11 protein-coding genes and 1 riboswitch are annotated in these 13,337 nt (G+C 63.4%); of the genes, 3 read left to right on the plus strand and 8 right to left on the minus strand.

Annotated elements, in window-relative coordinates:
- Nucleotides 1-159: 159 nt before the first annotated feature.
- Nucleotides 160-1,011: a transposase gene (locus FHW83_RS09025; protein ID WP_176645997.1), complete on the plus strand. Its 852-nt coding sequence runs from the start codon at nucleotides 160-162 to the stop codon at nucleotides 1,009-1,011.
- A gap of 52 nt (nucleotides 1,012-1,063) precedes the next feature.
- Here the strand turns inward: FHW83_RS09025 and FHW83_RS09030 are convergent, their stop codons facing one another.
- Nucleotides 1,064-4,624, minus strand: coding sequence for an indolepyruvate ferredoxin oxidoreductase family protein (locus FHW83_RS09030; protein ID WP_176645998.1), 3,561 nt, complete (start codon nucleotides 4,622-4,624; stop codon nucleotides 1,064-1,066).
- A 160-nt stretch (nucleotides 4,625-4,784) separates the two neighbouring features.
- Between FHW83_RS09030 and FHW83_RS09035 the strand changes: the two genes are divergently transcribed.
- Complete coding sequence (locus FHW83_RS09035; RefSeq protein WP_176645999.1) at nucleotides 4,785-5,306, plus strand: Lrp/AsnC family transcriptional regulator; 522 nt, start codon at nucleotides 4,785-4,787, stop codon at nucleotides 5,304-5,306.
- Here the strand turns inward: FHW83_RS09035 and FHW83_RS09040 are convergent, their stop codons facing one another.
- Genes FHW83_RS09040 through FHW83_RS09055 form a run of 4 tightly spaced genes read right to left on the minus strand, consistent with a single transcriptional unit; the run spans nucleotide 5,307 to nucleotide 9,872 of the window.
- Complete coding sequence (locus tag FHW83_RS09040; RefSeq protein ID WP_176646000.1) at nucleotides 5,307-5,909, minus strand: GNAT family N-acetyltransferase; 603 nt, start codon at nucleotides 5,907-5,909, stop codon at nucleotides 5,307-5,309. It lies immediately after the preceding gene.
- Entirely contained in the window at nucleotides 5,906-7,156 is a 1,251-nt protein-coding gene (locus FHW83_RS09045; protein WP_176646001.1) for a multifunctional CCA addition/repair protein, read from the minus strand. Before FHW83_RS09045 ends, FHW83_RS09040 begins: the two co-directional genes overlap by 4 nt.
- Before the next feature lie 4 nt (nucleotides 7,157-7,160).
- On the minus strand, nucleotides 7,161-7,880 hold the full coding sequence (locus FHW83_RS09050; RefSeq protein ID WP_176646002.1) for a glutathione S-transferase family protein: 720 nt from the start codon (nucleotides 7,878-7,880) through the stop codon (nucleotides 7,161-7,163).
- Between the two features lie 24 nt (nucleotides 7,881-7,904).
- Nucleotides 7,905-9,872, minus strand: a complete 1,968-nt coding sequence (locus FHW83_RS09055; protein WP_176646003.1) for a lytic transglycosylase domain-containing protein — start codon at nucleotides 9,870-9,872, stop codon at nucleotides 7,905-7,907.
- Between the two features lie 76 nt (nucleotides 9,873-9,948).
- Between FHW83_RS09055 and FHW83_RS09060 the strand changes: the two genes are divergently transcribed.
- Nucleotides 9,949-10,488, plus strand: a complete 540-nt coding sequence (locus FHW83_RS09060; protein WP_373997184.1) for a 5-formyltetrahydrofolate cyclo-ligase — start codon at nucleotides 9,949-9,951, stop codon at nucleotides 10,486-10,488.
- Here the strand turns inward: FHW83_RS09060 and metF are convergent.
- From metF to ahcY, 3 genes are all read right to left on the minus strand, one after another.
- Complete coding sequence (gene metF, locus FHW83_RS09065; protein ID WP_176646005.1) at nucleotides 10,485-11,312, minus strand: methylenetetrahydrofolate reductase [NAD(P)H]; 828 nt, start codon at nucleotides 11,310-11,312, stop codon at nucleotides 10,485-10,487. The two genes, FHW83_RS09060 and metF, sit on opposite strands and share 4 nt — an antisense overlap.
- A complete protein-coding gene (locus FHW83_RS09070; RefSeq protein ID WP_176646006.1) occupies nucleotides 11,299-11,655 on the minus strand; it encodes a phage holin family protein in 357 nt (118 codons plus the stop codon). The genes metF and FHW83_RS09070 overlap by 14 nt, the downstream gene beginning before the upstream one ends.
- Nucleotides 11,656-11,765: 110 nt before the next feature.
- Nucleotides 11,766-13,193, minus strand: a complete 1,428-nt coding sequence (gene ahcY, locus FHW83_RS09075; protein WP_176646007.1) for an adenosylhomocysteinase — start codon at nucleotides 13,191-13,193, stop codon at nucleotides 11,766-11,768.
- Nucleotides 13,194-13,221: 28 nt separating this feature from the next.
- A riboswitch (S-adenosyl-L-homocysteine riboswitch) is annotated at nucleotides 13,222-13,290 on the minus strand.
- Between the last annotated feature and the right edge of the window lie 47 nt (nucleotides 13,291-13,337).

The following is a 13,337-nucleotide window of genomic DNA, read 5'->3' on the forward strand; positions in this document are numbered from 1 at the left end:
ACTATTTCGGTGCAATCAACAATTCGGGGTCAGCTCTGACATTCGGACACGCACGCACGATATTTGAGACATATCAATACGGTCCGCAAAACCTCTGTTAATTGAATCTTATTGTGGCAGCGCAATCACTCGGCAAGCAGCCGAGCCTAAACTCGCTAAATGAGCCGTCCACTACGCATCGAACACAGCGGAGCCCTGTACCACGTCACCGCCCGGGGTGACAGGCAGGACCGTATTTATCGCTCAGATAACGACCGCCTGGTGTGGCTATCGATTTTGGGCGAAACCTGCGCGCGCTTCAATTTCGTGATTCACGCCTATTGCCAGATGACCAATCACTATCACCTGCTGGTGGAAACGGTCGGCGGCGGCTTGAATCGCGGGATGCGCTACCTCAACGGCAACTACTCCCAGTATTTCAACCGCACGCACAGTCTGGTAGGCCATGTCTACCAAGGCCGGTACGACGCCATCCTGTGCCAGCGCGATAACTACCTGCTGGAACTGTCGCGATACATCGAGCTGAATCCCGTACGCGCCCGAATGCGATCGTTGCCGGAAGAATGGCCCTGGAGCAGCTACCGCACAAAGATGGGCATGCAACATTCCCCGGTATGGCTACGGCCGGAAGCCGTGCTGCTGCACCTCGCCAGCAACCAGGAAGAAGCGCGACAAGCTTATCGGCAATTTGTTCTGGCGGGGATACATGGCCCCAATCCACTTCGCGCCGTGAAAAACCAGATGTTCCTTGGCGACGAGGCATTTTGCCAACGTGCCGTTGATACAGACGTGCCGGGGGATATGTTTGAAATAAAGCGCGATCAGCGAAAGGTGCTCGTCGCGCCCTTATCGGAATACTTCAGCCAGTGCCGGGATCCCAAAGAGGCTATGGCGCGCGCTTACCTGTCACTCGGCTACACGATGTCGGAAATTGCCCTGTTTGCGCGGGTTTCGGTCAGGACCGTTAGCAGGGCGGTAAAAAGCTTCGTCGACCAGCAGCGAGCACCTTGAGAAATATCAAAAGTGCTCGCTGCGTGTCCGAATGTCAGAGCTGACCCCGAATTCAGGCGGCGGTGGCGTGTTTTCCGAACGCTGCCAGCAGGGCCGCTTCTTTTTGCTTGGCGGCCTTCAGGTGACGTTCCTTGACGTGGCCGTAGCCGCGGATGTCTTCCGGGATGCTGGCGATCGCCACCGCCTGCGGCAGATTCTCAGCGGTCAGCCTGGGCAGCAGTCCGGTGATCGTCTCGCGGTATTCACCGATCAGCGCGCGCTCCATCTTGCGCTCTTCGGTGTAGCCGAACACGTCCAGCGCGGTGCCGCGCAGGCCTTTGAATTTGGCCAGCACGCCGAACGCTTTCATCATCCATGGACCGTATTCTTTTTTGATCAGGCGGCCCTGCGCGTCGTGCTTGGCCATCAGCGGCGGCGCCAGGTGGAATTTCAGCTTGACGTCGCCGTCGAACATGCCGGCGATTTTCTGCTGGAACGCGCCGTCGCTGTACAGGCGCGCGACTTCGTATTCGTCCTTGTACGCCATCAGCTTGTAGTAGTAACGTGCCACGGCTTCGGTCAGGCGGGTGGTCTTGCCCAGCTTGACCTCTTCCGCCCGAACCATGTCGACAAACGATTTATACTGTTTAGCATAATTCGCGTCCTGATAGGCGGTCAGCAGCTCCATGCGTTTGGCGATGATGTCGTCCAGCGTCTGGATGCGTTTGAATTCGATGACCTTGGCCGGCGTGGTCAGCTTGGTCACCGAGCCCAGGTCGTGCGCCGCCGTGCGGCCCCAGTTGAAGGCTGCCTTGTTGAAGCCGACCGAGACGCCGTTCAGTTCAATCGCTTTCACCAGCGCCGCCTCGCTCAGCGGCACGTGACCTTTTTGGAAGGCGTAGCCCAGCATGAACATGTTGGTGGCGATGGAGTCGCCCATCAGCGCGGTGGCGATCTGGCCGGCATCGACGAAGTCGACGTTGTCGTTGCCGCAGGCGCGGATGATTTCGCCGCGCGAGCCGGCGTCCGGGAATTGCCAGTCCGGGTTTTTCACGAACGCCGCCGTCGACGAGCCGGTCGAGTTGATCATCGCGTGCGTGCGGCCCTCGCCCATGCGCGACAGGGCGTCGCGCGAGGCGGTGACGATCAGGTCGCAGCCGATCACCAGGTCGGCGCTGCCGGTGCCGACGCGGGTCGAATGCAGGTCTGACTGTTTGTCCGCCAGCCGCACGTGCGACATCACCGGGCCGCCCTTCTGCGCCAGGCCGCTCATGTCCAGCACGATGGCGCCCTTGTTTTCCACGTGCGCGGCCATGGCCAGGATCTGGCCGACGGTCACCACGCCGGTGCCGCCGATACCGGTGATCAGGATGCCGTACGGCGTTTCGGTCGAAGGCAGCACAGGCGTCGGCAACGCCGCCTGCGGCCCCTCGCCCACCGCCGCTTTCTTCGGCTTCTTCAGCGCGCCGCCTTCCACCGTCACAAAGCTCGGGCAGAAGCCGGTGGTGCAGGAGAAGTCCTTGTTGCACGAGGATTGGTTGATCTGGCGCTTGCGCCCCAGGTCCGTCTCCAGCGGCTCCACCGACAGGCAGTTGGATTGCACCGAGCAGTCGCCGCAGCCCTCGCACACGGCTTCATTGATGACCGCGCGTTTGGCGGGATCGGGATATTCGTTGCGTTTGCGGCGGCGGCGTTTCTCGGACGCGCAGGTCTGGTCGTAGATCATGGCCGACACGCCCGGCTTGTCGCGCAGCTCGCGCTGCACGTCCATCAATTCGCTGCGATGGCGCACGGTGACGCCCGGCGCCCAGTTGTAGTCCGATGGGTATTTATCCGGTTCGTCGGTGACCACGATGATCGGCGTCACGCCCTCCGCCGCGATCTGGCGCGAGATCATGCCCGGATCCAGCGGACCGTCGAACTGCTGGCCGCCGGTCATGGCCACCGCGTCGTTGAACAGGATCTTGTAGGTGATGTTGACCTTGGCCGCGACGGCGGCGCGTATCGCCAGTATCCCCGAGTGGAAGTAGGTGCCGTCGCCAAGATTGGTGAAGACGTGCTTCTCGTTGGTGAACGGCGCCTGCCCCACCCACGTCACGCCTTCCGCGCCCATGTGGGTGAAGGTGGAGGTTTCGCGGTCCATCCACAGCACCATGTAGTGGCAGCCGATGCCGGCCAGTGCGCGCGAGCCTTCCGGCACTTTGGTCGAGCTGTTGTGCGGACAGCCGGAGCAGAAGAACGGCGTGCGGTCGGTCTGTGGATTGGCCTTGGCCGGCAGGGTTTTCAGCGCCGCTTCTTTCGCTTCCAGGTAGGCCACGCGTTCCTGCACGCGCTTGGCGACAGGATGGCCGTCGCAGTAGTGCGCGATGCGCGAGGCGATGGCGCGCGCGATCTGCGCCGGATTCAGTTCATAGGTCGCTGGCAGCAGCCAGTCGCCGTGGCCGGTCTTGCCGTGGTTGCTCCACTCGCCGGTGTCGTCGAATTTGCCGACCACGCGCGGACGCTGCCCGTCCGGCAGGTTGTACAGCTCCTCCTTCAGCGCGTATTCAAGGATCTGGCGCTTCTCTTCCACCACCAGGATCTCTTCCAGGCCCTTGGCGAATGCCTGCACGCCTTCCGCCTCCAGCGGCCAGGTCATGCCGATCTTGTACAGGCGGATGCCGATGTCGGCGGCGGCTTGCTCATCGATGCCCAGGTCGGCCAGCGCCTGACGCGTGTCGAGATACGATTTGCCGGCGGTGATGATGCCGATCTTCGGTTTCGGCGAGTCCCAAATAATCTTGTTCAGCTTATTGGCGCGGCAGTAGGCCAGCGCGGCGTACCACTTGTAGCTGTTCATGCGCACTTCCATGTCCAGCACCGTGTCCGGCCAGCGGATATTCAGGCCGCCCTCCGGCAGTTCGAAGTCGGTCGGCAGTTCGATCCGCACGCGGTCCGGATCGAAGTCCACCACCGCGCCCGATTCGATAATATCGGTCACGCATTTCATCGAGACCCACAAGCCGGTGTAGCGGCTCATGGCCCACGCGTGCAGGCCGTAGTCGATGTATTCCTGCACCGACGATGGATACAGCACCGGGATGCCGCAGGCATTCAGGATGTGGTCCGACTGGTGCGCGGTGGAGGAAGATTTGGCCGCGTGGTCATCGCCAGCCAGCACCAGCACGCCGCCGTGCTTCGCGCTTCCCGCATTATTTGCATGCTTGAAGACGTCGCCGCAGCGGTCCACGCCCGGGCCTTTGCCGTACCACATGGCGAACACGCCGTCGTACTTCGCGTCTTTAAACAGATTGGTTTGCTGCGTACCCCACACGGCGGTGGCCGCGAGATCCTCGTTCATCCCGGGATGGAATTTGACGTGATGTTCGTCAAGGTACTTCTTGGCCTTCATGGCCGTCATGTCGACGCTCGTGACCGGCGAACCGCGATAGCCGGTGATGTAGCCGGCGGTGTTCAGGCCCGCTTTCAGGTCGCGCTCGCGCTGCATCATCGGCAGGCGGATCAGCGCCTGGGTGCCGGTCATGAAGGCGCGGCCGCGCTCCAGCGTCCATTTGTCGTCGAGGGTGATGGCGGCCGGCTCAGTGATCGACTGGGCGGCCGGATCCAGCTGCGTACCCTTGTGAGGTGCATTCATGTTGTCTCCAATAATCTCGGCCGGTGCCCCGTCTAGGCGCGGTGCTACCGGAATACGGCCAGTATAGACCTGTGCCGGCGGCAGATAATTGCAAACAATTCGCGTGCGCGAGCGATTTGAGCAATAATATTGCCCTCAACACCGAATTTCCGAGGTATTTATGACCAAAATCGCGCTGGACAAAACCGATCGTAAGATTCTGTCCATCTTGCAGTCCGATGGCCGCCTGTCGAATCAGGACGTGGCCGAGCTGGTCGCTCTGTCGCCGTCGCCCTGCCTGCGCCGCATCAAGCGGCTGGAGGAGGCCGGCGTGATCCGTCAATACGTGGCCCTGCTGGACCCGGACAAGATCGGCCTCGGCCTGCTGGCGTATGTGAACGTGCGGCTGGAAAAGCACAACGAGGCCTCGGCCCACAGCACCGCGCGCGTGCTGGGCGCGCCCAACACCCAGCCGTCGCCGCGCGCCGACTTCGCGGAATCGGTGGCGCAGTGGCCGGAAGTTGTGGCCTGCTATGCGATGACCGGCGAGATGGATTACCTGTTGCGCGTGCACGTGGAGGACATGGAGCACTTCTCGCGCTTCATGATGGCGACGCTGCTGCGCCACCCGGCCGTGCTGGATGTGAAGTCGTCCTTCGCCCTGCAGCGCGTCAAGGACACCACGGCGCTGCCGCTGGTGTGATTATTTGCGGCCCAGCAGGCGGTTGAACCATTTGCTGGCGATGCGCTTGTTGGCCTTGAGGGTATAGTCCAGCACAGCGATCTGCTCGTGCAGGGCTTCCTGCAGCACGCTGGCCGGATCGGCCGGCAGCAGTTTGAGGTAGGCGTCGGCCTCGCCGTAGTCGCGGTGGATTTCCATGCCGGCCTTTTTGGCGATGTGCATCATGGTCTTGTTGGACGACAGGCAGTGCATGTACAGTGTGTCGACGTCGTTGTTGCGGCAGGAAATGGCGGCGCGCTCGAACAGCTTGGAGCCGACGCCCAGCCCGCGCGCCGAACGGCTGACCGACAGGCCGAATTCCGCCACCCGCTCCTTTTCGGTGACGCTGCTGTTTTCATCGCGCGGCGCGAACGCCAGGTGGCCCACCGCCACCAGCTTGAACATGCGGTTGTAGACGCCGAACACCATGTCGCGCGCGAAGTCGATGCGGTTGACGTAGTTGGCCACCTGCTCGTCGGGCAGCACGGAGCCGAAGCGCAACAGGCGGTCGCTGTCCTCCAGGTCGAGAAAGTGTTTGAGCATGCGGCGGCGGTCGCGCTGGCGCAGCTCCTTCACCAGTATCATGCCTCGTCTTCCTCGTCGGCGACGTTCAGCGCCAGCTTGACGGCCTTGACGCGCGCGCTGTGCACGCGCTCGGGAATGCGCTGCGGATTGTCGGCGCACGATGCGGCGATCTCGCCGGCGTTGACGCCGCGCGCGGCCGCCAGCGTTTTTTCCAGGTGCTCCAGTTGCGGGAACGGCGCGTCGGCGTAGCTGGCGTTCGGACCGATGCGGCCACGCGAGTCGCATTCGGTCGCCAGCAGCATTTGCGTGAAGCGCGTCGGTTTGCGGAAGGCGTCGCAACGTTCGAACAGGGTGACGATGGTGTTGGCGCGCAGTTGCAGGGCGCGGCCGACGTTGCCATGTTCGCGCGCGGTCATCACGGCCAGGTCGCGGCATTCGGTGGGCACGCGCAGGCGCTTGCATACCTGCTCCACCAGCTTGACGCCCAAGCCTTCGTGGCCGTGGTGCGCGGGCCAGTTTTCCGATGGCGTGGCGGCCTTGCCCAGGTCGTGCATCAGGCAGGCGAAACGGGTCGGCAGGTCGCGCTCCAGCCGCGCCGCGCAGTCGATCACTTGCAGCACGTGGATGCCGGTGTCGATTTCGGGATGCCATTTCTCCGGCTGCGGCACGCCCCACAGCGCGTCCAGCTCCGGCAGGATGCGCGCCAGCGCGCCGCAATCGCGCAGCACTTCCAGCATGCGCGATGGTCTCTGCTCCATCAGCCCGCGCGACAGTTCCTGCCATACGCGCTCCGGCACCAGCGCGTCGACTTCGCCGTGTTCCACCATCTGCTTCATCAACTCATTGGTCTCGGGCGCGACGCGGAAGTCGGCGAAGCGCGCGGCAAAGCGCGCCACGCGCAGGATGCGCACCGGGTCTTCGGCGAACGCCGCCGACACATGGCGGAAGATGCGCTGCTCGATGTCGCGCTGGCCGCCGTAGGGGTCGGTCAGCGTGCCGTCTTCGGCCCGGGCGATGGCGTTGATGGTGAGGTCGCGCCGGATCAGATCATCTTCCAGCGTGACGTCGGGCGAGGTGTGGAACACAAACCCTTTGTAGCCGGGCGCGGTCTTGCGCTCGGTGCGGGCCAGCGCATACTCTTCCTGCGTTTGCGGATGCAGGAATACCGGGAAGTCCTTGCCGACCGGACGGAAGCCCTTGGCCACCATCTCGTCCGGCGTGGCGCCGACCACCACGTGGTCATGGTCCTTGACCGGCAGGCCAAGCAGCGCATCGCGCACGGCGCCGCCTACGACGTAAGTCTGCATGTTCTCAGTCCGGCATTTCCGCGTCGTGCTTGGGCGCCGTTTCGGTTTCGGCCAGGGCCTCCTCCACCCAGCGCGCCACGGCGGGATGGGCCAGCACGCGCTGGCAGTAGGCGTCCAGCGCCGGCGCCAGCGCCACGCCATAGGTGCGGAAACGGCAGACCACCGGCGCGAAGTAGGCGTCCGCGATCGAGAACTCGCCGAACAGGAACTGGTGATGGCCGAAGCGCGACAGGCACTCTTCCCAGATTTCGCTGATGCGGCCGATGTCGGCCTGCGTGCCCGGCGTGCGGCCCTTGCCCGGATAGCTGGCGCGGATGTTCATCGACATCGAGTTGCGCAGGTCGCTGAAGCCGGCGTGCATCTCGGCGCACACGGAACGCGCCATGGCGCGCGCGGCCACGTCCTGTGGCCACAGATGCAGCTCGGGGAATTGTTCGGCCAGATATTCGCAAATCGCCAGGCTGTCCCAGATGGTCATCTCTTCGCCGGCCAGCAGCACCGGCACGCGGCCGGAGGCCGAGTAGCTGCAGATGCGGTTGGCGGTGTCGTCCTGGTCCAGCAGCACGCGCACTTCCTGGAACGGGATGCCGAAGGCGGTCATCGCCACCCAAGGGCGCATCGACCACGATGAATAATTCTTGTTGCCGATGACGAGCGTCAGGCCGGGCGAACGCGCCGCGGCCAGGGTTTGCGACAAGCTGGGATCAAGTTGGGTGGTCTGCATGATGAGTCGTCCTGTATGGGGTGATCAGCGCGGCACGAAGCTGGTTTCCTGTTCCTCGGCTTCGGTATAGCCTTTCGGCGCGACGTTGCCGAGGCGCGCCTTGAGCGATTGCGGCCGCCCTTCAAACAGCGCCGCGTAGTAGGTGGCGTTCGACATCACGTTCTTGACGTAGGTGCGCGTCTCGACGTACGGAATCGATTCGATGAACACGGTGCTGTCCATCGGCTTGGTCAGCGTGGCGCGCCAGGTGCGCAGGCGGCCCGGCCCGGCGTTGTAGGCGGCGGTGGCCAGCACCTGCGAGCCGTCCATGTTCCCCAGCACCATGTTGAGGTAGTTGGTGCCCAGGAGGATATTGGTGCGCACGTCGCTCAGCATCTCCTGCGCGAAATCGGTGAGGCCGATTTTCTTGGCGATCCAGCGGCCGGTGGATGGCATCACCTGCATCAGGCCCGAGGCCCCGGCGTGCGATTGCGCGTCCATGATGAAGCGCGACTCTTGCCGTATCAGGCCGTACACCCACGCCTTGTCGAGACCCAGCGTCTGCGTGGCCGGATGCATGACGTCGTTGTGCGGCGACGGGAAGCGCTGCGTGTAGTCGACCTGGATGCGCGTGCGCTCGGAGGTGTTGACCATGCGGTCGAGGATATTGTTCTGGCGCGCGAATTCGGCGGCGGCCAGGTGTTCGCGTTCGCTCAGGCCGCGCAAGCCCCAGTTCCATTCGCGCGTGCCTTCGAAGCGCAGGCGCATGCTGAAGAATTTCAGCGCGCGCTGGAAATTCGGGTTGGCGGCGATCGGCACGATTTCGGCTTGCGAGATCGGCGCGCCGGCGGTTGGAATGGTAATCAGCTTGCCGGTTTCCTCCAGCGCCAGCTGGCCGTAGTAGTTGGACTGGTCCGAGATGCTGCGGAACAGTTGCAGCGCTTCGCCGGTGGGCTGGCTGGTCACGCCATCGCGCGCCATCAGCGCGCGGCCCAGCCAGTAGACCCAGGTCGGCTCGCCGCGCAGCGCGGCCGGCATGGCGCGGATGGTGTTCTCGACCAGGCGCCAGTCGCCATTGCGCAGCGCGATGCGCGCCTTCCACTGCGCCTGGTCGATCGACAGCGGCGCGCCGTTGGAGCGCTTCCAGTAATCGGTGGTCTCCGGCGCCAGCGTGTACGACGATTGCAGCGCGATCGCGGCCCAGCCCTGCTGCTGTTCCTGCGGCGTCATTTTCGGCAGCGCCTTGTTCAGCGCCAGCGTCGCCAGCTTGACGCTGGTCTTGGCCAGGCGGCCGATGGCGACGATGTAGATCTGGTGTTCCACCTTGCTCGGCCCCATGCCCTTGGCCACCGCCACCGTCGGCAAATCAACCGCTTGCACGGCTTTCTTTTCCGGGCCGTCCAGCAGCGCGACGATGCGGCGCGCCTGGCCGGTGGCGTTGTACTCGCCGGACAGGCGCAGTTGCGCGTACAGGTCTTCGGTGTTGAACTGGCCGTTCTGGTACAGGGTGGCGATCAGGCCGGCGCAGGGCTCGCCGTAGACGCTGGGCGCGGTCAGCAAGGCGCGCGCCTCGTCCGCGACCTTCTGGCCCTTCAGCGCGCGCGCAGTGAGCGCGTAGCATTTGACTTGCGTGTCATCGTTCAGGACAAACAGCGGATACTGCTCGTCGAAGGTGGCCCAGTCGCGCTTGCGGCCCAGGTCCAGCAGCCAGTCGTTGCGCAGGCGGTCGACGATGGCCTGGCCGTCGTAGCGTTTGAAGAAGTCGCGGATTTCGGACTGCGGGACGTCCTTCAGGCGTGATTTCAGCCGATAATAATCGACGTAGGATGGAATGGAGTAGTTGGGCAGGCGGGCGGCGTAGAAATCCGCCTTGGCCGCGTCGTCCTGGCGTACCGCGTCGCGCAGCAGCAGGAAGGAGTCGTCATCCCTGCGGCTATCGGCGTCGTCGGCGTGGGCAAGCGAGGTTAAGGCAACGACGAGGGCGCCGGCTATCCATTTCGAAGCAGAAATCAATGTGCAACTCTCTTAAGACTTGAATCAATATATGACCAGCATTCCTAGAATACCACGCAGCGACGCCGGATCACCAGTGGGTAAGGCGGATTTAAGGAAGCAGCTGCTGGCCGCAAGGCGTGCTATCGACAGCGCCACGCGCGCCGCGTGGGACCGCGCGATCGGGGAGCAGGTGGTGGCCTGGTGGAAGGCCGAACAGCCGGCCGCGCTGGGGGTGTATTGGCCGCTGCGCGATGAGCCGGACCTGCACGCAGCCTACGCCGAACTGGCGCGCCTTGGCGCGCGCCTGCTGCTGCCGGTGGTGGTGCAAAGGGATGCGGCGCTGGAGTTTGCCGAGTGGTCCATCGGCGAGGAAATGGTGAAAGATAAAATGGGCGTGGCGGTGCCGGCCGCGTTACGCCTGCAGACGGCGTATCCGCCGGCGCTGCTGGTGCCTTGCCTGGGTTTTAACCCGCAAGGTTATCGGCTGGGCTATGGCGGCGGGTTCTACGACCGCACGCTGGCACGCCATGCACCGCGCCCGCGGACACTGGGAATCGCTTACCAGTGCCTGCAGGTGCCGTTTGCCAGCGACGATCATGATGTGGCGCTGGACCGCATCATCACCGAGGCTTAGATCAAGCGTTGCCACAGGGCGGTGGTGGCCGCCGCCTGGTTCATGCTGTAGAAGTGCAGGCCTGGCGCGCCGCCCTTCAGCAGACGCTCGCCCAGCGCCGCCACCACGTCCAGGCCGAAGGCCTTGATCGATGCGGTGTCGTCGCCGAAGCTGGCCAGCTTGAGCCGCACCCAGCGCGGGATCTCGGCGCCGCACATGTCGGAGAAGCGCATCAACTGCGTGTAGTTCGTGATCGGCATGATGCCCGGCACGATCGGCACGTTGATGCCCAGCTTCTGCGTCTGCTCGACGAAGTTGAAGTAGGCGTCGGCGTTGTAGAAGTACTGGGTGATGGCGGCGTTGGCACCAGCCTTCACCTTGCGTTCGAACGCCAGCAAATCATCCTGCGGCGACTTGGCTTGCGGGTGCACTTCCGGATAGGCCGCCACTTCGATGTGGAACCAGTCGCCGGTCTCCTGGCGGATGAATTCCACCAGCTCGTTCGCATAACGGAATTCGCCGGCCGCGCCATAGCCGCTCGGCAGGTCGCCGCGCAGCGCGACGATGCGCTTGATGTTGTGCGACTTGAATTCGGTCAGGATCTCGCGGATCGACTCGCGCGTGCCGCCCACGCAGGACAGGTGGGGCGCGGCGTCTTCGCCGGCGGCGAGGATCTCGACCACCGTGTCCAGCGTGCCGCGCTGCGTGCTGCCGCCGGCGCCGAAGGTCACGGAAAAATATTTCGGTTTGAGCTCGGACAGCTTGGCGCGCGTGGCGCGCAGCTTCTCCGCGCCTTCCGCCGTCTTGGGCGGGAAGAATTCGATACTGAAGTTAGGATTGTCCATCTGGGGTCTTCAAAAGTAAGGTCGACAAAGCCCAGGAAATCACGCTGTACAACACCGCGCCGCCGACCGCCGACAGGAAGCTGTCGACATGGAAGCCGTCCACCCATTGCGCCACCAGCCAGAACATGAAGCCGTTGACGATGAAGATGAACAGGCCCAGTGACAGCAGCGTCACCGGTAAGGTCAGCAACAGCAGGACGGGACGTATCAGCGTATTGACCAGGCCCAGTACAAGAGCCGCGACGAGGGCTGCGCCTATGCTTGTGACATCGACGGAATGCATCAGGTAAGGCACTGCCAGCAAGGCAACGGCATTGATTAACCAGGTAAGGACCAAACGCATAAGAAGTTCTCGCTGCAAGAGCCGTCATTCCGGCGCAGGCCGGAATCCATGCTGAGCATGCTGCCCAGCGTTGTATGGATTCCGGCTTTCGCCGGAATGACGCGGTGGTTTTAGTAACGGTAGTGGTCTGGCTTGTACGGACCTTCCTTGGTCACGCCGATGTAGGCGGCCTGCTCGTCGGTCAGTTCGGTCAGTTGCGCATTCAGTTTTTTCAATTGCAGGCGCGCCACTTTCTCATCCAGGTGCTTCGGCAGCACGTACACGCCGACCGGATACTTGGCGGTGTTGGCGAACAGCTCGATCTGGGCGATGGTCTGGTTCGCGAACGACGACGACATCACGTACGAAGGGTGGCCGGTCCCGCAACCAAGGTTCACCAGACGGCCTTCGGCCAGCAGGATGATGCGCTTACCGTTCGGGAAGATCACGTGATCGACCTGCGGCTTGATGTTCTCCCAGGTGTACTTCTTCAGCGCGGCGACGTCGATCTCGTTGTCGAAGTGGCCGATGTTGCAGACGATGGCCTGGTCCTTCATCTTGAGCATGTGCTCTTCGGTCAGGATGTGGTAGTTGCCGGTGCAGGTGACGAAGATGTCGCCATGTTCGGCGGCGTAGTCCATGGTCACCACGCGGTAGCCTTCCATCGCGGCCTGCAGGGCGCAGATCGGATCGATCTCGGTCACCCACACTTGCGCCGACAGCGCGCGCATGGCCTGGGCCGAGCCCTTGCCGACGTCACCGTAGCCGGCGATCACGGCGATCTTACCGGCGATCATGACGTCGGTGGCGCGCTTGATGCCGTCCACCAGCGATTCGCGGCAGCCGTACAGGTTGTCGAACTTCGACTTGGTGACCGAGTCGTTGACGTTGATGGCCGGGAAGGCCAGCTTGCCTTCCTTGTGCATCTGGTACAGGCGGTGCACGCCGGTGGTGGTTTCCTCGGTCACGCCCAGGATGTGCGGCAGGCGCTTGGAGTACCACGACGGGTCTTTGGCCAGGTGGGCCTTGATGGCGTTGAACAGGCAGATTTCCTCTTCCGAGCCTGGTGCGGCCAGCACCGAGATGTCCTTTTCAGCGCGCGCGCCCAGGTGCAGCAGCAGGGTGGCGTCGCCACCGTCGTCCAGGATCATGTTCGAGTAGACCGGGTTGCCGGCGGCGTCGTTCGGCCATTCGAAGATGCGGTGGGTGTAGTCCCAGTACTCGTCCAGGGTTTCGCCCTTGATGGCGAACACCGGGGTGCCGTTGGCGGCGATGGCGGCGGCGGCGTGGTCCTGGGTCGAGTAGATGTTGCACGAGGCCCAGCGCACTTGCGCGCCCAGCGCTTCCAGCGTCTGGATCAGCACGGCGGTCTGGATAGTCATGTGCAACGAACCGGTGATGCGCGCGCCTTTCAGCGGCTGGGCGGCGGCGAATTCCTCGCGGATCGCCATCAGGCCAGGCATTTCGGTTTCGGCAATCTTGATTTCTTTGTTGCCCCATGGCGCCAGGGAGATGTCGGCGACCAGGTAGTCTTGAGCGGATTTGAGTACGGCGTTCATCACGCCCTCCTTTCATAAGTTGAAAAAAGTAACGTGAGCGCGGTTGGGGATCTCCGAGCCTGGCGAATGAACATTCGTCGCAGCGCTCCTCGGAAGGCGCATTCTAGCATCGTTAAGTCCGGATGGCGACAAAATCGTTTTCGT

Origin of the sequence: Duganella sp. SG902, from assembly GCF_013376005.1 — a bacterium.
GTDB lineage: Bacteria > Pseudomonadota > Gammaproteobacteria > Burkholderiales > Burkholderiaceae_D > Rugamonas.

Coding starts and splice junctions, on each gene's coding strand:
- FHW83_RS09045 (WP_176646001.1), bottom strand. CDS start 7,156: ATGCAGACTTACGTCGTAGGCGGCGCCGTGCGCGATGCGCTGCTTGGC.
- FHW83_RS09040 (WP_176646000.1), bottom strand. CDS start 5,909: ATGATACTGGTGAAGGAGCTGCGCCAGCGCGACCGCCGCCGCATGCTC.
- FHW83_RS09030 (WP_176645998.1), bottom strand. CDS start 4,624: ATGAATGCACCTCACAAGGGTACGCAGCTGGATCCGGCCGCCCAGTCG.
- FHW83_RS09070 (WP_176646006.1), bottom strand. CDS start 11,655: ATGCGTTTGGTCCTTACCTGGTTAATCAATGCCGTTGCCTTGCTGGCA.
- FHW83_RS09035 (WP_176645999.1), top strand. CDS start 4,785: ATGACCAAAATCGCGCTGGACAAAACCGATCGTAAGATTCTGTCCATC.
- ahcY (WP_176646007.1), bottom strand. CDS start 13,193: ATGAACGCCGTACTCAAATCCGCTCAAGACTACCTGGTCGCCGACATC.
- FHW83_RS09050 (WP_176646002.1), bottom strand. CDS start 7,880: ATGCAGACCACCCAACTTGATCCCAGCTTGTCGCAAACCCTGGCCGCG.
- metF (WP_176646005.1), bottom strand. CDS start 11,312: ATGGACAATCCTAACTTCAGTATCGAATTCTTCCCGCCCAAGACGGCG.
- FHW83_RS09025 (WP_176645997.1), top strand. CDS start 160: ATGAGCCGTCCACTACGCATCGAACACAGCGGAGCCCTGTACCACGTC.